Origin of the sequence: Sutcliffiella horikoshii (assembly GCF_019931755.1) — a bacterium.
Classification (GTDB): Bacteria; Bacillota; Bacilli; order Bacillales; family Bacillaceae_I; genus Sutcliffiella_A; species Sutcliffiella_A horikoshii_E.
On sequence record NZ_CP082918.1, the window covers coordinates 1,164,202 to 1,183,562 of the forward strand.

The following is a 19,361-nucleotide window of genomic DNA, read 5'->3' on the forward strand; positions in this document are numbered from 1 at the left end:
GGGAGCCTTTTATATGCTGTGCTATAAATTATGCTTTGTTAACGTTAGCAGCTTGGTCGCCACGGTTACCTTGAACGATTTCAAATGTAACAGATTGACCTTCTTCTAAAGATTTGAAACCTTCGCCTTGGATTGCTGAGAAGTGAACGAATACGTCGTCTCCGTCTTGGCGCTCGATGAATCCGAAACCTTTTTCTGCGTTAAACCATTTTACTGTACCTTGTAACATGTTGTTACCTCCTAGTGTGCTTGCCACACAATGTATTACTATTCTTGCTCTTAGAAATATCAAGGCGAAAGTTAAATCTTAACTTTGAATCCTTACATACCGAACAAAAATAATTCTTCTTTAGAATAACAGTAAAAACCAAAAATAGCAACCCAAGAGCACAAAACCCCAATTAAGCGTGAGGCTTATATAGAGGTGGGAATTCTCCTGTGCGGGTCTGACCCCTTTATTTAATTTAATAAACGTAACACGATTGAAATATTTCAATTATTGTAATTTTGGTGAAATTGGTGATTGACAAGTGGTTGTCCGCGGTGGTAAGTTTAAAAAGTGGAAATTATATGAAACTAATTCAAATTATGAAGGAAAGGGAGGGTTCGATGATGATTAAATTAATGACAACTGACATTGTAGATCGTAAATCCATCAATTTAATAAATCTCGTGACCTGTCCTGAAAGAAATTCGGTTATTGTCTACTAATCGAATTATCTATTCCTTTAAACGTATAGACGTATAAGGATTTCTTTGTGGAGAACACAGGTCACCATCAGGGCGTGACGTGTGCTTTTTTTATGGAGAAAAAAGGTGGCATACCGAGGATCGTTCGGTATGCCACCTTTTTGTTTTAATTAGTTTCTATAATTTTCCAAAACTACACCAATGGAAGCATCAACGCTTCCATATAAACAGGAGGAATACAAAATGGGAAATGTTTATGTTCGTTTAATGATGTACAAAGTGGCTTCAGATGGGGGGTAGCAAGAAACTTGAAATCAGCATAGAAGGGAGAGTTTTTCATTATGTTTTCAGTACTAGGAAAATTGGGTTGGTTTTTTAAAGAACATTGGAAGAGATATACAGTAGCAATCGCACTACTTATTTTTGCAGGATTCTTAGAGGTTATTCCGCCGAAGATGATTGGAATGGCCATTGATGATATACAAGTAGGTGCCTTCACGCCTGAAAAATTAATGCAATACGTAATTTTTCTGACCATACTTGCGATTGTCATTTATGGGATCACCTATACTTGGATGTATCAGCTTTTTGGGAGCTCCTTCTTGGTGGAAAGATCACTAAGATCGAAATTGATGGGCCATCTGCTAAAGATGACACCTACTTTTTATGAGAAAAATCGTACAGGGGATTTAATGGCCAGGGCAACGAATGACTTAAAAGCCATATCCACTACAGCGGGTTTCGGAGTTTTAACACTCATTGATTCAAGTGTGTTCATGCTGATCATCTTGGGGACGATGGGTTTTATGATAAGTTGGAAGCTGACGTTAGCAGCTATCATTCCACTACCACTTATGGCAATTGCCATGAATATATATGGAAAGAAAATTCATCAGCGCTTTACAGAGGCACAAGATGCTTTTGGAGATATGAATGACAAAGTACTTGAATCCATTGCCGGGGTCAGAGTAATTCGCGCCTATGTACAGGAAAGAGCGGATCAGGGCAGGTTTCATCAGATGACAGATGATGTGTATAAGAAAAATGTAAAGGTTGCCATCATTGATTCTCTCTTTGAGCCGACCATTAAATTGCTTGTCGGGGCAAGTTACCTGATTGGCCTCGGATACGGTGCTTACTTGGTCTTCCATAAATCAATTACATTAGGCGAACTTGTGGCGTTCAATGTTTATTTAGGAATGTTAATTTGGCCGATGTTTGCAATAGGTGAACTGATCAACGTCATGCAAAGGGGAAATGCATCGCTCGATCGTGTTAACGAGACACTGGCTTACAAAGAGGATGTCCGGGATCACCATGAACCGATAGATGTTTCTACTCCTTCCCAAATTGAATTCAATCAAGTTTCTTTTAAGTACCCTTCCTCTACAGTGGATAATTTAAAGAATGTTTCTTTCCATTTGAAAGCAGGGCAAACACTTGGGATTGTCGGGAAAACAGGAAGCGGGAAAACAACACTAATTAAGCAACTTTTAAGAGAGTATCCACTTGGTACGGGTACCATCAATATAAATGAGGTGGATCTGAAAAGAATTCCGTTGCATACCATTCAAGCTTGGATTGGCTATGTGCCACAGGATCATATCCTATTTTCGAGGTCTGTCAAAGAAAACATCTTATTTGGAAAAGAAGATGCGACGGATGAGGAAATTGCGCAAGCGATCAGATCATCTGCTTTTGAAAAAGATCTTGAATTGCTTCCGGAAGGATTGCAGACCTTGGTTGGAGAAAAAGGTGTATCGTTATCGGGAGGACAAAAACAACGTATTTCTATTGCACGGGCCCTTATTGCTGATCCTGAAATTTTGATACTTGATGATTCTTTATCAGCAGTAGATGCGAAAACAGAAGCAACAATCATTGAAAATATTAGAAATGAACGCGCTGAAAAAACAACATTAATTACCACACACCGATTGTCTGGTGTGCAACATGCGGACTGGATTATTGTGTTGGAGGATGGAGAAATAGTAGAATCCGGAATGCATGACCAGCTCATGGCCATTGGAGGCTGGTACAAAGAACAGTTTGAAAGGCAGCAAGTTCAATCGCCAAAAGGAGGCGAGGTTTTAACATGAAAGACATCAAAGAAATAAAATCAGGCAAACGCCTATTTCAATATGCACTAACACAAAAGAGAATCATCATTATTGCATTGTTGATGCTGTCCGTTGCAGTTGCAGCAGAACTGACTGGTCCTTTTATCGCTAAAAGGATGATTGACAATCATATCCTTGGAATTGAAAAAGCTTGGATTGAAACAGAGCAAGATGGTGAAAATCGAGTATATTTCGAAGGGAAATATTATGGCAGGGAAGACCGGGAAGCTGGGAATACCACCCCAGAGAATACGGTAAGGATTCTTCAGGTCGGCAGAGAGTATTATTTCTTGCCTTCTGACATCCGCTTTGATGGGGAAAGGTCTGCTGAAAATGGTGAGGTCACCATTAGAAGGGGAGAAGAGGAACAAAGCTATCCTGCACAAAGGTTGACTAATAGTGAACTGGTCAACTTTTATCAGCCGGAGGTAAAATATATCATCTATCTTGTAGGTTTATATTTTGGCTTGCTTGTATTGGCATCATTTTTTCAATATGGCCAAAGTTATTACCTTCAGACATCTGCCAACCGCATCATTCAGAAAATGAGAGAAGATGTGTTTGGGCAGATACAGAAATTACCGATACAATACTTTGATCATCTTCCTGCAGGGAAAGTAGTATCAAGGATTACCAATGACACGGAAACGATCAAGGAGTTATATGTGACAGTCCTAGCAACATTCTTTTCGGGACTGATTTATATAACTGGAATTTATATCGCTTTATTTTTACTAGATATGAGGTTGGCGTTAATCTGCTTAACCTTGATACCGATTTTGATTGTCTGGTTTATCTTTTACCGTAAGTATGCCTCCGTATATAATCATAAAATCCGGGCGCTTCTTAGTGATATAAACGGGAATATTAATGAGTCTATTCAAGGGATGACCATCATCCAAGCGTTTAGGCGTCAAAAGAAGGCAACAGAAGAGTTTGAAGGGTGGAATGAACAGCATTTCACTTACCAAAATAAACTGTTAAGTCTAAATGCGTTAACATCCCATAACCTTGTAGGCGTACTTAGAAACATTTCATTTGTCGTCGTGATTTGGTATTTCGGAGGTGCTTCCTTAGGGATTGGAACCATTGTTTCATTAGGTGTTTTATATGCATTTGTTGACTATCTAGGTAGAATGTTCGGCCCAATTACCGGAATGGTCAATCAGTTGGCAAACCTGGAACAGGCACGTGTGTCTGCGGTCCGCGTGTTTGAATTGATGGATGAGGCTGGAGTTCAGGTTTCCGATGTAAAACATCCGCGCTATGAAGGGAATGTCTCCTTCGAGTCTGTCTGGTTTGGTTACAAGGAAAACGAATATGTGTTAAAGGATATTTCTTTTACAGCTTCAAAGGGGGAGACAGTAGCCCTGGTCGGACATACTGGTTCAGGAAAGAGCTCCATAATGAATCTCTTATTCCGTTTTTATGATATTGAAAAGGGAAAAATCGTCATTGATGGGCAAAACATTCAGGAACTGCCCAAACAGGCAATCAGGCAGCACATGGGAATCGTACTTCAGGATCCGTTCTTGTTCACCGGGACCATTTCCTCCAATGTAAGCCTGGATGATCCAACTATCTCCACCGATCGTGTGAAAAAGGCGCTAGAGGATGTAGGTGCAATGGAATTTATCAATGCTTTGCCAAAAGGATTGGAGGAACCAGTTATTGAGAAAGGGAGTACATTATCTTCCGGACAACGTCAACTGATTTCCTTCGCACGTGCGCTTGCGTTTGATCCGGCTATCTTAATTCTTGACGAAGCGACAGCCAGTATTGATACAGAAACAGAAGCCGTCATTCAGCAGGCGTTGGAGGTATTGAAGAAAGGAAGAACCACTTTCATCATTGCTCACCGCCTTTCTACTATTAAAAACGCAGACCAGATTCTTGTACTTGACCGTGGGGAAATAGTCGAGCGAGGCAATCATTCAGAATTAATGGAGAGAAAAGGAAAGTATTATCAGATGTACGAATTACAGCAGGGTAGCAAGGATCTTGCTGTCTAAAAACAGGAGGCTATGGGGAGGAAGACACCCCATAGCCTTTTTGTTATTTTTACGCATATTGGGAGAAAATAAAAAAGTAAACAAAGTCTTTGACAAGCTTAAAGACTTCTTATACTATACAGTATGTTGCGTTAAAAAATAATTCATATAAGAATACTGGGGGTTTAACAAGATGAAGAAAATTTTATCTATATTCACATTACTTTTACTATCTGCAGTAGTGTTAACTGCATGTGGTACAACTAATAATAACGGTGCTACAGGAGATGCTCCGAAAGAAGAAACGGATAGTCTTCTTAGCAAGGTGGAAGAAGAAGGGGAACTTCTAGTTGGAACAGAAGGTACATACCCTCCATTTACATTCCATGATGAGTCTGGAAAGTTGACAGGTTTTGATGTGGAAATAGCAGAAGCGATTGCTGAAAAGATGGGTGTAGAAGTAAAGTTCATGGAAACACAATGGGATGCTATGTTTGCAGGTCTTGACTCTAAGCGTTTTGATATGATTGCGAACCAAGTGGGAATCCGTGAAGACCGTTTAGAAAAATATGATTTCTCTGACCACTATATTACTTCAGCTGCGGTCCTAGTAGCAAAAGAAGGTAATAATGAAATAAAAAGTTTTGAAGATATTGAAGGCAAGAAGTCTGCGCAATCTTTGACAAGTAATTATGCAGATATCGCGCGTGAGTATAAAGCTGAAATTGAAGGCGTTGAAGGATTTAACCAAGCAGTAGAATTAATTAACTCCAATCGTGTTGATGTAACAATCAATGATAAATTATCTGTTCTTGATTTCCAAAAGAACCGTCCGAATGCTCAAATTAAAATTGTTGATGAAGCAGGAGATGCAGCACAAAGTGGTATGATGTTCCGCAAAGGCAGTGATGAATTAGTAGAAGCGGTAAATAAAGCTCTTGCTGAAATTATTGAAGACGGAACATACGAAGAAATCTCAGAGAAATGGTTTGGTGAAAATGTACTTAACTAATATCCTGACAGATCCGGAACGTTTAGATAGATGGATGACCATCGCACAAAGCTCCCTTCTTCCTTTGTTGAAGGGGGCTTTGTCTAATACAATCCCGTTGACACTGCTTTCATTCAGTTTTGGATTAATGATAGCCATTTTAACGGCATTGGCACGAATATCGCCGATTAAACCATTACAGATTGTAGCAAGAATTTATGTCTCGATTATTCGTGGAACCCCACTTTTAGTGCAATTATTTATTATTTTCTATGGATTGCCTTCCATCGGGGTTACCATCGATTCTTTTCCAGCAGCAGTAATTGCATTTTCCTTAAATGTAGGAGCATATGCATCGGAAATAATTCGGGCTGCGATTCTTTCCACACCAAAAGGACAATGGGAAGCGGCATATTCTATGGGGATGAGTTATCCTCAAGCGCTTAGACGGATCATATTGCCACAGGCAGCAAGAGTTTCTATACCACCATTGTCTAATTCATTTATTAGTTTGGTAAAGGATACATCGCTTGCTTCCTTGATTCTAGTAACAGAGATGTTCAGGGTGGCGCAACAGATTGCTGCAACCAACTATGAATTCCTATTACTTTATGCGCAAGCAGGGGCCATCTATTGGGTAATCTGTTTTTGCTTGTCCCTTGTACAAGGAAGAGTAGAACGTAGATTGGACAGATACGTTGCCAAATAATTATTTTGAAAAAACAGCCATAAAAAAGGAGCTCAAGATATGATTTCAGTACAGAGCTTATACAAGCAGTTTGGAGAGTTAGAAGTTTTAAAAGGCATTGATTTAAACGTGGAGCAAGGCAAGGTTGTAGTGGTAATCGGGCCATCTGGATCTGGTAAAACCACACTTTTGCGCTGCTTGAATATATTAGAAACTCCTACTTCCGGTAAAGTGGAAATTGATCAGCAGGCACTTGATTTTTCTGAAAAGGTGTCTTCCAACAAGATTGCCAGCTTTAGAAGACTAACAGGTATGGTATTTCAAAGTTATAATCTATTCCCTCACAAAACGGCCCTTCAGAATGTAATGGAAGGTCCGATCACAGTGAAAAAAGAGGCAAAGGCAAAGGTGGAAGAAAGAGCTAAGAGGCTGCTTGAAAAGGTAGGGCTTGGAGATAAACTGGACTTTTATCCTTTTCAGCTTTCAGGTGGGCAGCAGCAACGTGTAGGAATTGCGCGTGCCCTTGCGATGGAACCTAAAGTGATGCTGTTTGATGAACCTACCTCTGCACTAGACCCCGAACTTGTCGGAGAAGTGCTAAGAGTCATGAAGGAATTGGCACAGGAAGGGATGACAATGGTGGTTGTTACCCACGAAATGAAGTTCGCCAAGGAAGTGGCAGATGAAGTTATTTTCATGGATGATGGCAAGATTGTGGAGAAGGGGAAACCTGCTGAGATATTTGAAGACCCCAAAGCAGATAGAACGAAGCAATTCCTACGTATGATTGAAAGTGGAGTTTGATTTAACAAAGAATCCCCGTCACTGTTAAAAGTCGCGGGGATTTATTTTTGGAAATTTTTCATATAATCTGTATCAATTTTATTCTTAAGCTTCCAAGAAAGCTGGTTGTGAGCAGTAAAGCGTCCATATTGCAGTAAGGCTTCTTTATTACCTGTTGAGAGTATTGATAAAAAATGATGTTGGGGACGGAACGTAGAACACTCATCTCCGTTTAAGTAGCTTGTAATGTTATTCCAAAGTAACTCTGCCTGTCTTACTGCATATACCCCGTTTTTAGGAAGGTCTGGAAACGCTTCTAGTGTCATACAATCACCTGCTCCAAAAATAAACGGCAGCCCTTTAGCTTGAAGCGTCTTCTCAGTCAGGAGAAAGCCATTTTGATCACAAGGAAGCGAACTTTTCTTAAAGATTCCACTAGGGCTTGGGCCAGTCAACCACAGAACTTGAGAATGAGGGAGGCTTGTTCCGTTTTGGGTTATAACATGACTCTCATTCATTTCCCCTACACTATCATCCTCGATTACTGTAAGGCCTTTTCGCACAGTAATTTCTTTTATCAATGTGGAGGCTTTGCTAGAAGAAGAGGGCAACAGCTTTGAGGAAGTAATCAGCGTGACATTAGTGGGATAGCCGTTTTTCTCCCTCCAAGCAGTAATAGCTAAAGCAATCTCTACCCCTGAAGCGCCGCCCCCGACCACTACTGGGAATTCAACATTGCGATATTCCTTAATCTTGTTCGCAAAAAGGTAATTTGGTTTAATTTGAACAAGATAATCCTTAAAAGAGGATGGTCCCTCTATGAATGAGCCTGTATCAAATGAGACCACACTGAAAGAAATACTGGTCCCTGCCTTTGTTAAGAGTGTTTTTTCAGTTACAGAAACCTCCGTAACTTTATCTTCTATAAATGTTACGCCTGCTTTTTCAGACATGTCTTTTAAATCGATTCTTATTTCATCTATTGAATACAAGCCCTCGGTATAGCCTGAGAACATTCCTGAGTAGTATTGATACCGGTTAGGAGAGATTAAATAAATGTTTTGATTGGGAAGGGGCTTCTTTCTTATATCTAATAAACACTTCAAGTGAGCGTGGCCTCCACCAACTAATACAATACTCAAAACCTATCCACACCTTCATTTACATATTTAGATACATTTTAACTTAGGATAGTTATAATAGCGAAAAATAAGCAAGGCACCCCAAAACTGAGGTGCCTCAAGCCATACATATAAAATTATGTTGCTACATAAAAACTAAAACTTATCTTCCGCCTAGGGATTGCTCAGCCATTTGAACTAGACGCTTAGTGATTTCTCCACCAACAGATCCGTTAGAGCGAGAAGTTGTGTCTGCACCAAGATTTACACCAAATTCAGTTGCGATTTCGTACTTCATTTGGTCGATAGCTGCTTGAGCTCCAGGTGCTACTAATTGATTTGACGAATTGTTTCTGCTTGCCATGATGTGATTCATCTCCTCGTAATATAGTTTTGGCTGGACCAACTGGGATTGCACCAGTAAGTGCAGAGGTCTCTGCTGCCGTCTAGGCTTGGTCCATTGGGTGATAAGTTGTTACTTGTATTATAGGAATTTCCTAATATCTTTATCCAAATATTTTTAGGTAATTTATGGATATTATCTATTTCAGTAATACGCATATTTGAAGGTAAGATGTAAAAATTAATGGAAAGTAGAAGATGTAAGGAACTGGAGGAGCTTTTATGGAGATATGTCCGCTATGTAATGGGTTGGAAGATTATCATGGTACTTGCGCATCCTGTGGTAGCATGCTTATTGATACAGGGAAGGTGACGGACTACTTGGATGATTATAGTGCATATATGGAGATAAACCTTTTGAAGATGGTGGATGGAGATTTAAATAGTGTGGAAAATCATGTTTGCCTACATTTGTTCAATTGTGCAGTTTGTCAAAAAGATCAGATCATTACTATACAAGAATAAAAAAACAGGCCGGTTAGGACCTGTTTTCGATAAAATATATTATTTAGAGCGAACGCGAGATTCTGTTTCGATGTCAAAGAAGTGGCATTTGTTCATATCCAATGCAAGTTGAAGCGACTGTTGAGGCTTCACGTCTGTACGGGAATCAACACGTGCTACGAAATCTTGGCCATGGATTTGAGAATAAAGCATAGATTCAGCACCAAGAAGTTCAGATACTTCGATTACTGCAGTGATAGTCGATCCAACAGAAGATTCAATGAAAACAGGCTCATCGTGGATATCTTCTGGACGAATTCCAAGGATGATTTCTTTTCCAACATAACCTTGGTCTCGAAGTACTTTCATTTTTCCTTCTGGAACCGTAATTTTCTGTTCGCCGATTAGGAATGATCCATCTTCCAGCTTACCATTGAAGAAGTTCATGGCAGGAGATCCAATGAATCCGCCTACGAATACATTTTCAGGGTTTTCGTAAACTTCTTTAGGTGAACCAAGTTGTTGGATGATACCGTCCTTCATAACAACAAGGCGTGTTGCCATCGTCATTGCTTCTGTTTGGTCATGCGTTACGTAGATTGTTGTCGTTTGCAGACGTTGGTGAAGCTTAGAAATCTCAGCACGCATCGCTACACGTAGCTTTGCATCAAGGTTGGACAAAGGCTCATCCATTAAGAATACTTTTGCATCACGAACGATTGCACGCCCTAGTGCTACACGTTGACGCTGACCACCGGATAATGCTTTTGGTTTACGATCAAGGTATTGTTCCAAGCCAAGGATTGCTGCAGCTTCTTTTACCCGGCGGTCAATCTCTTCTTTAGGGAACTTACGTAATTTTAATCCGAATGCCATGTTGTCATATACATTCATGTGAGGATATAGTGCATAGTTTTGGAATACCATTGCGATGTCGCGGTCTTTTGGTGCAACGTCGTTCATTCTTTTGCCATCAATCTCAAAATCACCTTTGGATATTTCCTCAAGTCCTGCAATCATACGTAGAGTTGTGGATTTACCGCAACCTGATGGACCTACGAATACGATAAATTCTTTGTCTTTAATGTGTAGGTTGAAATCTTTAACTGCTGTTACGTCACCTTCGTAGACTTTGTAGATATGATCTAATTTTAACTCTGCCATGTGTGTTTCCCCCTATGAAATCGTTTTCTTAATCTGTTATTAGTGTACCGAAAACGCATACATTTCGTAAATGTACAAGTTGCACAAAAAAGAGCAACGTCTTTGTGCAACGTTACTTTGTTTCATGAAAACGGTTGATTTCCGTTCCTGGCGCTTCGCTTGCCTGCGGGCGGTCCGTGAGCCTTCTCACTCCGTTGGAAGCCCTGAAAAAGGCTATGATTTATGGTGTTGTTTTAGACACCGCTGTGGATTTCCGCAAATGGCTTCGCTTTCCTAGGGGCGGTGCTTGAGCCTCCTCGCTTCGCTGCGGGGTCTCAAGCTACCGCTATCTCCCTCAGGAGTCTTCGCCTTTTGCTCCAATCCACAGCTAGTAATCACTAATTACTTGATATTGCAGCTTTTCTGTTGCCCCTTCAAGTTGCGGGGGCTCACCTGTCCCTTTCTCCTGCGGGCGTCTGCGCGCCTTCCACTCCAATCTACTTGGTTATTACATTACATCACGTTACTTTTCGATGATGATTATTGCTAGGTAGGCGGCCATTGCGCCTTGGAAGTTTTTGATGTCTATGCCTGTTCGTTCAATGAATTTATCGATACGGTATTGAAGGCTGTTACGGTGCATAAAGAGTTTTTTGGCTGTCAGTGATACATTCATATTATTTTCTATATACACTTTTACGCTTTGCAGAAGTTCTTTTTCATCATCTGGCATCGTGCCAAACATCTTTTTGATATAGGTGATGTGTTCGGCATCTATGTTTTCTGTCAGCATGAAAGGGAGGGCATGTTGGAATGTATGTATATTTGCCTGCTTCCTTGCTTGTAACGATCGTTCAAAACATGTTTGCTCCCAGTGAAATAAGTCTGTTAAGTTTTCCTCTAAATGGGTGTATGTTCCGATATACAACTTTACATTTGTATAAAAGTCGGAGGCGGTGATGTCGATGATGTCATGAAGGGGAACGATTTCTTCCGCCTTCACTTCGGGCAAAAAGTCCACCATTACGCCGCTAGTAAAGTTTTTCCATATAATTTCCAAGTCGCTGTCGAAAAACGCAATCAATGCTTCTTTCCATTCTTCCTTGTTCAACAAGGGGTCTGAGAATTCAAAGTGGATGAAGCGGAAAGGCCTTGGTTGGGTGTATGGACTCTTTTGAGGAGTACGGCCAAATAATAACTCATGCCACCACTGTTCCTTTTCACTCATGGATAGTTGATGCTCTTCTACCTTTTGTAAAAAAGTTTCTAATAGCAGAATATCTTTTGTAGTCAATGCTTCTTTTTCTATTCCATAATAATCATTGTCTTGCAAAGTGAACCAAAGATAACGTGAAAAACTATGTGGGGAGGATGTCTGGATGAGAGCATCCTTAAATATTTTTTTTAGTTGGTTGTACATGTTTAATCCCTTTCCTTCTGAGCTATTCATTTTATTATATCGAAGAGAACGCGGTATACAAAGGAATTAAAAAAACTCCTCCGTAAAGGGAAGAGTTTTATTGTTGTTCTGTTGGAGGTTCTTCTTTGACAAGATCTCGTGCTTCTTCTATGTTCGTGTAGCGGTCTCTTTCAAAGACGCTTCCGCCTGCAAGTCCTTCATTGATATACCTGTCAATATCCATGAAATACTCATCTCTGCCTTCATACTGTGGGCCTTTATCGGTCTTTTTCTTATCTGACATGAAAAAAATCCCTCCTTTTTAGTTAGTTTATCTAAAGGAGGGGAAATGATTCTTCAATCGTATACGTGGAATAGCATGAGTTCATGAATCTGTGCTTCCACCGCTTGTTTTTCTTCTTCGGAAAAGGTTTGTGATTCGGGCCATTCAATGGAACCGTTTTTGTGATAGACGGCTTTTACGGAGTGCCCTTTGTAAAAAAAGGAAAGATGCCAGCCAGGTAGTTGGTTATTTTGATAGAAAGGTTTTAATTGAAAGTGTGAAATCATGCCTTTTCCTCCTCATGGTGTAATGGCGACTTGTAACATTATTCGACATTACGTGAAGGATTCCTGCATGGAAAAGCCAGATCGCTCATAGAAAACCTTGGTAATACTTTCAGTTGCCCGCTGCTTGATTAGTGCCTCATCGAAATCCATCGGCTTGGCGTTCAATTCAAAAATGTAATGTTTTCCTTCCGCTGTAATTCCAATGTCTGCGGAAAATTCCCCAATTTCATCGTAAAAAGAAGAGAGCTGTATTCCACATTGGTTAATTAGCTGTTCGATTGTTTCATGATCTGTTTTAACCGGAAGTTCTTCTGTTGTTACTACTACTCCGCCAGAAGGAACGTGGGTGGTTACTTGCTGTTTCTTAGCCATTCGAACGCCTACTCCAGTAATAGCAAAGCGATTTCCGCTTGAGTGAGCCAATACTCTATAATCGAATTTTTTGCCTTTCATCGGCAAAGTGGTAATGGCTTCTTGTATGATATAAGAATTTAATGATCCTTCTTTTTCAAAGTAACTTGCTAGTTTACTTATTGACGGAAATAAAACGGTGGTAGTGGACGTTGATTTCATCAAAAATGTGTTTCCGTTTCGTATGATCAGGAATACTCCTTTTCCTTTCTTGCTTTTTCTTTTTTTAATGTACACTTCAGGATATGTTGTTAAGTACTCGGTTAAGGTTTCTTCAGATAGAAGGTCCGTTTTTGGTAAATGGTGTTTCAATAAATCATTATCTCTCAGTTGTAAATATAACTCCCATTTTTCAAAAAAATGAGGATTGAAAACGGGAATATGATAAAGAGAGGTCAGTTTATCTGTTTGCTCTAAGAAAAGTTTTTCGTCCTCATATCGTGATAAACGGTTATACAAAAGGTCTGGAAGTGGGGTTTGTATTTTTACCCAATGGTCGTGCGTCGGCAGATAACAAAAACCATTTATCCCATCTTCGGTAAGTTGCTGCGGAGTAACGATAACTGATAAACCACCGGATTGTTGGAGATTTCGTTGTATTCTTTTAAAAAGACCGATATTTCCTACAAATCCGTCCTGCTTTGGACTGGCCAGAATACCGATGAGCGGTCCGGCTTTCATGTCCTTTAGCAAAAAAGGGAAGCTAAGAGATTTGCTGGTATGCTCTTTTTTATATGGGACAGAAAAGTACTTTCCCATTGTTACTTTCTTATCATCGTCAAAACGCTGGTACCAAGACTGGGAGGCAATCTCATAAAATAGTTCAATCATGAAAAAACACCTTCCGGATTTTTTATTGTATGTTCTGTCAAATACACCGCATATTCAATGGACAGCTTGCGGGTTAGTATATCTTCGTTTCTCAATTTCGGATGATAGAAGATGGAACGGCCAGGTTTGGAATTTGCTTCAAACATCCAAAGCTTGTGCTCTTTATCAAGTCCAAAATCAAAACCGATTTCCCCGATAAATCCCGGCATATGTGTATCAATGGCATTGCTTATTAAGAGAGAAGCTTGAGACAACTTATGGATCACTGCCTCTTTTTCTTCTTTATCTGTAAAGATTTCGGATACCGTCTTAATCACTCCGCCGCTGTTGGCGTGGGTGGTGATGCTTCCTTTGCCACTAAGCTTAGCGGCCATCGCACTTACCACCCAATTTCCCTGCTCATCTTTATTTGTATGAACGCGAAAATCGACTAAGGAATCATCCACTTTTAATAACGGTATGCCTTGTTGAATGAGATAACAGGACAAGTCCTTGTTTTTCAAGACATGGCCCAACAAGGCTTCAAGGGAAGAAGAACGCTGCAGTTTATTGACAAAATCCTCATTTTTATAGCGAGCATAATAGGTTTCTTCTTCACGGTTATAAATGATTTTGTAAACGCCAAGTCCTAGACTGCCATTGGTAGGTTTCAGATAAATGAACGGATACTTAGATAATAATTTTTCCATTTTCGCAATGGACACATTATTATGCGTTTCTGGTAGATATGGGACGATATTTTCCTCAATCATAAGCTTTTGATGAATATCCCATTTGTTGAAAAAGCCAGGATTGAACCAGGGAATGGCATAATCTGTTTGCATCTTTTCTCTCGTCTGTGCAAGCAACCTATGTTTTTCTGTTCGCCTGTTGGGAAGGCGGTCGTAAACGACATGTGGAAATGGGAGGGTCTTTTTTTTCCAACCCTGTTCTGTAAACATGAAACCTTCCATTGTCCCCTCTTCCCAATCAATATGATTGGCACCGAAAAGAAACATATAAGCACCAACTTTTCTCTCTGTTGCTAGCAGTTTGGAGAAAAATAAAGAGCGTTCTCCTATAGGCCGAATCATGGAGCTTGTGAAGCCTGCTGTGAAAATTCCAATCAGAGGTCCAAGGTGAAGGGTGCCTTCATGAACGAATACATGGATGTTCCCTTCATAAGGAAGAAGCAACTTTTTAAATAATGATTCGGAAAGATAAAGAGAATGACCGCCGTGTAAAATCCCATGGCAGGAATACTGGTGTGTTCCAAAAGCTATCGATTCTATGTGGACGTTGCTGATCTGTTCTGGTACAAGAATTTGGTGTTCTTTCAAGTCATCTCTGCATTTAACAGGTATGAGTGCTTTCATCATCATCAACTCCCGTTTGCTCACCTTTTGATAGACGACAAGTACATGCAGTACTTGCTTGGGGCTTCATAAATTTCTGCCTGTACAGAAGGAGAAGCCATTGTTACTATCTTATGACCGGGCTTTGAATTAATATCTAAAATCCACAAATTATAGTCAGGATCGATCCCAATGTCTATCCCCAATTCAAAAAGAGGAGAAATCGTCTCGTCAATGGCAGCAGGGAGATGTTCCACAATGACTTGCAACTTCCTTTCTAATTCTTCTCTTTTCGAACGTTTTAAGCCCTGAGTAATGACAGAGAAAGGAAGCATTTCCCCGCCGCCTGCAAGGTTGGATGTAATATGATTCTTTGGGCCTGTCCGGATACACCGTACTCTTTCTTTCCAGTTTCCATCTTCGTTTTTTTGGAGAAGTAGCCTTAAATCAAATGGAACATCCTTTTTATTTTGCAATGGAAGAAATGGTTGGAAAATATATTCTGTCACCTTCATGCGGCTATGCAGCCACTTTTTCAGGTGATTATCTGTCCTGAATACATAGAGTGATTCTCCTGGCTGGACCACCTCTTTTACGATATATTGCCCTTCGATTCGCTCTACCTTAATCAATCCCCTTCCTTGGGAGCCGTTGATGGGCTTGATAAGCCATCTGTCTCTTAGGCGGAAGTGAGATAAGAAAAATGTGACGCTGGTTAGTTTCTTTGTTAGTGGAAAGAAGGCTTGAATTTCCTGTATGGATGATAGCTTGTTATAGACTTCCCATTTATTCGGAAGGCCGTATCCGAGGAACTGTATATTTTCCTGCAACTTCAATGAGTCCGTTACTGCCTTGAAGAGTTGCGCTTTTTTGGTTCCATAATAACAGCGGTCATAAATAAAGGAAGGAATGGGAAATGTGGAATTCTTCCATTCCTTCTTTTCTGAAGTGTACATGAGTCCTGATACGTTAGAAGTGCCTTCAGTCAATTGAGTTGGTGAAATGAGGCATATCATGACACCATTTTCAACAGCATGTTCGGCCATTTTTGTAAGATAAGAAGTCGGTTGTGAAAATGAGAGGACACCTAGGGTGATCATGTTATCTCTCCTTTACGTGTTCGTGTATCAGGTATAAACAGTAGATGATGACAGCCTTGGCAGAAGGTCGGATGCTCCTTGTGTTTACAGGTTGATCTAAATTCTTGGATGGTTTTGTATTTACCTCAATGATCCAAGGATGGCCAGAGGTATCAATAGCAAGGTCAATGCCCAATTCTCCAAAAACCCCTTCTGAGGCAGCACCGATTTCGTTTGCCACTTCAAGAGCCAATTCCTTCAACAGTTTACGGATTTGAGGAAGTTCTCTAGTGTCAAATTTCGTTCGAAGTACATGTTGGACAGAGAGCATTTCTCCTCCCTGGGCAAGATTCGAGACGAACGACCCGCTTTTGGAAGCTCTCGCGGTAGAGGAGGTGACCTGCCAACGATTATTTTCGGTACGATGACACAAATAGCGGAAATCCACCGGCCTCCCGTCCAGGTGAAGAAGATCTAGCCCTTGCTGAAGAATATATTGCCTTTTTTTTATTTCAGGAGAAAGTCGCTTGTACAAATCAGTAATACTGCTGTATGTTTGGGATACTTGTTGTTGAAGGGAAGAGTAAGCCAGTGAGTATCCTTCTTCTGTTTTGCACACTTTAAATATCTGTTTTCCCTGACTGCCATTGATAGGTTTCAAAAAAAGCGTAGAGTGAGTTTCTAACCATGATTCCAGTCGTTTGGCAGAAAAGAGCGCTGTCTCCGGCAAATAAGGGGTCAAGTGGCCAGCATTCACAAGTTGTTCATGCACGGTCCATTTATTAAGAAAATGATCATTAAAGTAAGGAATCTCCCATTCTTGCAATTGTTCGGTGAATTCACGAAACATTTCACTCTTCTCGTTCGTACGTTTATGGAGACGGTTATGCACAACTTGAGGATAAGGAAGCAATGCTTTGTTCCAGTTATTGTTCTCCAGGTAGTATCCTTCGATATGTTTTTCTTTCCAATGATCGTGAAGCAAGAAAACATAGAAAATAATGCCGATATCGTCAGAATAGTTGGCGAGCTCCATGCAATACTCTTCAATAGACTTAAGGTCGATACATTCTTCATCCTTCATTCCAATTTCAGTGAGGAGTGCAATCACAGGTCCAATATGGAGTGTGTTGGAGTCCCTGTTGTACGTAATGAGGTATGTTCGTTCGTCTTCAAAAAGTAACAAGGATTTCTGGATGGTTCGGTCCATTTTTAACAGGTTTTCTTCTATATTGATAGTTACGATATTACAAGTCATTGTATTCCGGCTGCATTGAATGGTAATTAAAGATATATGTTCTGGAAGCTTTAATTTTTTTGCTAAAGCTTCACTTATTTGTATAATTGGTACAGGTGTATTATTTTCAATAGGTATTACTCTTGCTGCTAGAAAATTCATGTTTTTCCCTCATTTTTGTCTAAGGTTAGGCAGTTTAGGAGAAACAGGGGATTTCGCCCCACAATTTATAGTATTGAAATGCAGATAAATCGGTGATTAGAAAGAGGTTGACAATAGATGGATATCTTGTTTGTTATTGTTGTGATGATGGCGATTGGCGCCTTGATTGGAGGGGTTACCAATTCCCTTGCCATTCGAATGCTGTTCAGACCATATAACCCTATTTATATCTTTGGAAAACGTGTTCCTTTTACACCTGGATTGATACCAAAAAGAAGGTCTGAACTTGCAGACCAACTCGGAAAATTGGTGATGGAGCATCTATTGACTGCAGAAAGCATGAAAAGAAGATTAATGAACAGCTCTTTTAAGGAAAAGTCCGAACAATGGATAAAGGAAGAAGTGGACCGATACCTTGATAAAGGAATCAGTGTCCAAGAAGTACTTATGAAGTTTGGGATAGAGGACGCAGAAACCCTTTTTCAAGAAAATTTGCATCAAATCGTGGAGAGTAAATATGAAGAGGTAATGACACAATTGCGCTCAAAACCTATTCAACAGGTCTTGCCGATGAATTTGCTGCATTCTGTAGAGAGCAATATTCCTGCAGTTTCGGAATTCATCCTGAATAAAGCAATCAACCATTTTGAAAATGTGGAAGGGAAAAGGCAGTTATCCAAAATGATCAACGACTTTATCGCAACACGAGGCAAACTGGGAAGTGCTGTGCAAATGTTTATGGGCAACTATCCTTTAGTCGATAAAGTGCAGCCGGAAATTATTAAATTTCTCAAACATGATGGTACAAAAGATGTGTTAATTAATGTTCTGTACCGCGAATGGAATAAACTGAAGGAGATGGAGGTACAGGATCTGGAAAATAAAATCTCCAGAGAAGCAATTCTTACCTCTCTTCATACAGTAGTAGAACGCACAGTGAACGTTCCAAAATGGATGAACAAAACGGTGAAGGAAGCGATAGAACCTATCTATCCATGGATGATGGATAAATTAATTCCTTCCGCATTCTCCACAGGCAGCGAACTCTTGCTGGAGAAATTGGAGGAACTGCTTGTTAGATTAAAGCTCGAGGAAGTGGTGCGAGATCAGGTCGAATCCTTCTCCCTGCAAGAAGTGGAAGAAATGGTCCTCTCCGTCTCCCGTCGCGAACTAAAACTAATCACCTACCTCGGAGCCCTCCTCGGAGGCCTAATAGGACTACTACAAGGATTACTAGTGCTGATACTTTAAGAGAGAGTTTTCCCTGTAGATTGAAGTGGAAGGTATGAGACTCCTTGAAAATGCTAACGCATTTTCTTCGTGCGATGTATCGCTGTCGAAGCATTCCTAGTCCTGCGGGGGATAACGGTAGCTTGAGACCCCACAACGAAGTGAGGAGGCTCAAGCACCGTCCCGCGGAAAGCGAATACCTGAAACGGAAATCTACAGGAGTAATATAGAATCCCCCATATGGTTTGAATGACTCTGGCATGTTTGTTATACTGGTCACTAGCATGCCTGAAAGATGGGCAAAAAAGGAAGGAATGACGTACAAATGGCAAACAACGTATACGATGTAGCGTACAACCTAGAAACAGCAGTAAAAGAAAGTGATGAGTTCAAAAACTTACAAACTTTATATAAAGAGGTATTCGCTGACGAAACAACAAAAAATATGTTCGAAAACTTCCGCAACATTCAACTGGAACTTCAACAAAAACAAATGAGCGGACAAGAAATCACACAAGAAGAAGTAGAACAAGCTCAACAAACAGTTGCAGTTGTTCAACAAAATGAATCCATCGCAAAACTTATGGAAGCAGAACAACGCATGAGCATGATGGTAAGCGAACTAAATAAAATCATCATGAAACCTCTGGAAGAATTATATAGCAACGTAGATTCCGCTAACTAATAATTGGTGGAAAGACGCTTGTCAGGAAAAACGTATCTGAATGAAGATGC

19 protein-coding genes are annotated in these 19,361 nt (G+C 40.2%); 8 read left to right on the forward strand and 11 right to left on the reverse strand.

Annotation, left to right across the window (positions count from 1 at the left end):
• Positions 1-28 precede the first annotated feature (28 nt).
• Entirely contained in the window at positions 29-229 is a 201-nt protein-coding gene (locus K7887_RS06030) for a cold-shock protein (RefSeq protein ID WP_010198513.1), read from the reverse strand.
• An 802-nt stretch (positions 230-1,031) separates the two neighbouring features.
• Between K7887_RS06030 and K7887_RS06035 the strand changes: the two genes are divergently transcribed.
• The 5 genes from K7887_RS06035 to K7887_RS06055 all read left to right on the forward strand — a co-directional run bounded on the left by K7887_RS06035 (position 1,032) and on the right by K7887_RS06055 (position 7,284).
• Positions 1,032-2,789 (forward strand): ABC transporter ATP-binding protein, encoded by a 1,758-nt coding sequence (locus K7887_RS06035; RefSeq protein ID WP_223492646.1) that lies wholly within the window; start codon positions 1,032-1,034, stop codon positions 2,787-2,789.
• On the forward strand, positions 2,786-4,822 hold the full coding sequence (locus tag K7887_RS06040; RefSeq protein ID WP_399209306.1) for an ABC transporter ATP-binding protein: 2,037 nt from the start codon (positions 2,786-2,788) through the stop codon (positions 4,820-4,822). Before K7887_RS06035 ends, K7887_RS06040 begins: the two co-directional genes overlap by 4 nt.
• A gap of 172 nt (positions 4,823-4,994) precedes the next feature.
• Positions 4,995-5,813 carry an amino acid ABC transporter substrate-binding protein gene (locus K7887_RS06045; protein WP_223492647.1) on the forward strand — a complete coding sequence of 273 codons (819 nt, stop codon included), beginning with the start codon at positions 4,995-4,997 and terminating at the stop codon, positions 5,811-5,813.
• On the forward strand, positions 5,800-6,501 hold the full coding sequence (locus K7887_RS06050) for an amino acid ABC transporter permease (RefSeq protein WP_223492648.1): 702 nt from the start codon (positions 5,800-5,802) through the stop codon (positions 6,499-6,501). Before K7887_RS06045 ends, K7887_RS06050 begins: the two co-directional genes overlap by 14 nt.
• A gap of 39 nt (positions 6,502-6,540) precedes the next feature.
• Complete coding sequence (locus tag K7887_RS06055) at positions 6,541-7,284, forward strand: amino acid ABC transporter ATP-binding protein (RefSeq protein WP_223492649.1); 744 nt, start codon at positions 6,541-6,543, stop codon at positions 7,282-7,284.
• A 41-nt stretch (positions 7,285-7,325) separates the two neighbouring features.
• Here the strand turns inward: K7887_RS06055 and K7887_RS06060 are convergent, their stop codons facing one another.
• Complete coding sequence (locus K7887_RS06060) at positions 7,326-8,405, reverse strand: FAD-dependent oxidoreductase (RefSeq protein WP_223492650.1); 1,080 nt, start codon at positions 8,403-8,405, stop codon at positions 7,326-7,328.
• A gap of 142 nt (positions 8,406-8,547) precedes the next feature.
• Positions 8,548-8,748 (reverse strand): alpha/beta-type small acid-soluble spore protein, encoded by a 201-nt coding sequence (locus K7887_RS06065; RefSeq protein ID WP_223492651.1) that lies wholly within the window; start codon positions 8,746-8,748, stop codon positions 8,548-8,550.
• Positions 8,749-9,008: 260 nt separating this feature from the next.
• Between K7887_RS06065 and K7887_RS06070 the strand changes: the two genes are divergently transcribed.
• Positions 9,009-9,251, forward strand: a complete 243-nt coding sequence (locus K7887_RS06070) for a hypothetical protein (protein WP_223492652.1) — start codon at positions 9,009-9,011, stop codon at positions 9,249-9,251.
• Between the two features lie 39 nt (positions 9,252-9,290).
• On the opposite strand, the gene K7887_RS06075 is transcribed toward K7887_RS06070, so the two are convergent.
• The 8 genes from K7887_RS06075 to K7887_RS06110 form a co-directional block, all read right to left on the reverse strand.
• Positions 9,291-10,394: an ABC transporter ATP-binding protein gene (locus K7887_RS06075; RefSeq protein WP_223492653.1), complete on the reverse strand. Its 1,104-nt coding sequence runs from the start codon at positions 10,392-10,394 to the stop codon at positions 9,291-9,293.
• A gap of 502 nt (positions 10,395-10,896) precedes the next feature.
• Positions 10,897-11,793 (reverse strand): PucR family transcriptional regulator, encoded by an 897-nt coding sequence (locus K7887_RS06080; protein WP_223492654.1) that lies wholly within the window; start codon positions 11,791-11,793, stop codon positions 10,897-10,899.
• 97 nt (positions 11,794-11,890) lie between these two features.
• Positions 11,891-12,076 carry a hypothetical protein gene (locus K7887_RS06085; protein ID WP_223492655.1) on the reverse strand — a complete coding sequence of 62 codons (186 nt, stop codon included), beginning with the start codon at positions 12,074-12,076 and terminating at the stop codon, positions 11,891-11,893.
• 53 nt (positions 12,077-12,129) lie between these two features.
• Positions 12,130-12,342 carry a YheE family protein gene (locus K7887_RS06090; RefSeq protein WP_148989719.1) on the reverse strand — a complete coding sequence of 71 codons (213 nt, stop codon included), beginning with the start codon at positions 12,340-12,342 and terminating at the stop codon, positions 12,130-12,132.
• Between the two features lie 48 nt (positions 12,343-12,390).
• Positions 12,391-13,584 carry a YheC/YheD family protein gene (locus K7887_RS06095; protein WP_223492656.1) on the reverse strand — a complete coding sequence of 398 codons (1,194 nt, stop codon included), beginning with the start codon at positions 13,582-13,584 and terminating at the stop codon, positions 12,391-12,393.
• Positions 13,581-14,939 carry a YheC/YheD family endospore coat-associated protein gene (locus K7887_RS06100; RefSeq protein WP_223492657.1) on the reverse strand — a complete coding sequence of 453 codons (1,359 nt, stop codon included), beginning with the start codon at positions 14,937-14,939 and terminating at the stop codon, positions 13,581-13,583. The genes K7887_RS06095 and K7887_RS06100 overlap by 4 nt, the downstream gene beginning before the upstream one ends.
• Before the next feature lie 20 nt (positions 14,940-14,959).
• Positions 14,960-16,018: a YheC/YheD family endospore coat-associated protein gene (locus K7887_RS06105; protein WP_223492658.1), complete on the reverse strand. Its 1,059-nt coding sequence runs from the start codon at positions 16,016-16,018 to the stop codon at positions 14,960-14,962.
• Position 16,019: 1 nt separating this feature from the next.
• Complete coding sequence (locus K7887_RS06110) at positions 16,020-17,396, reverse strand: YheC/YheD family endospore coat-associated protein (RefSeq protein WP_223492659.1); 1,377 nt, start codon at positions 17,394-17,396, stop codon at positions 16,020-16,022.
• 117 nt (positions 17,397-17,513) lie between these two features.
• Here K7887_RS06110 and K7887_RS06115 point away from each other — a divergent pair, with 117 nt between their 5' ends.
• Together K7887_RS06115 and K7887_RS06120 are read left to right on the forward strand one after the other, a co-directional pair.
• The gene (locus K7887_RS06115; RefSeq protein WP_223492660.1) at positions 17,514-18,647 is read left to right on the forward strand and encodes a DUF445 domain-containing protein; all 1,134 of its coding nucleotides are present in this window, start codon (positions 17,514-17,516) and stop codon (positions 18,645-18,647) included.
• 304 nt (positions 18,648-18,951) lie between these two features.
• Complete coding sequence (locus K7887_RS06120) at positions 18,952-19,311, forward strand: YlbF/YmcA family competence regulator (RefSeq protein WP_223492661.1); 360 nt, start codon at positions 18,952-18,954, stop codon at positions 19,309-19,311.
• The last annotated feature ends 50 nt before the right edge of the window (positions 19,312-19,361 follow it).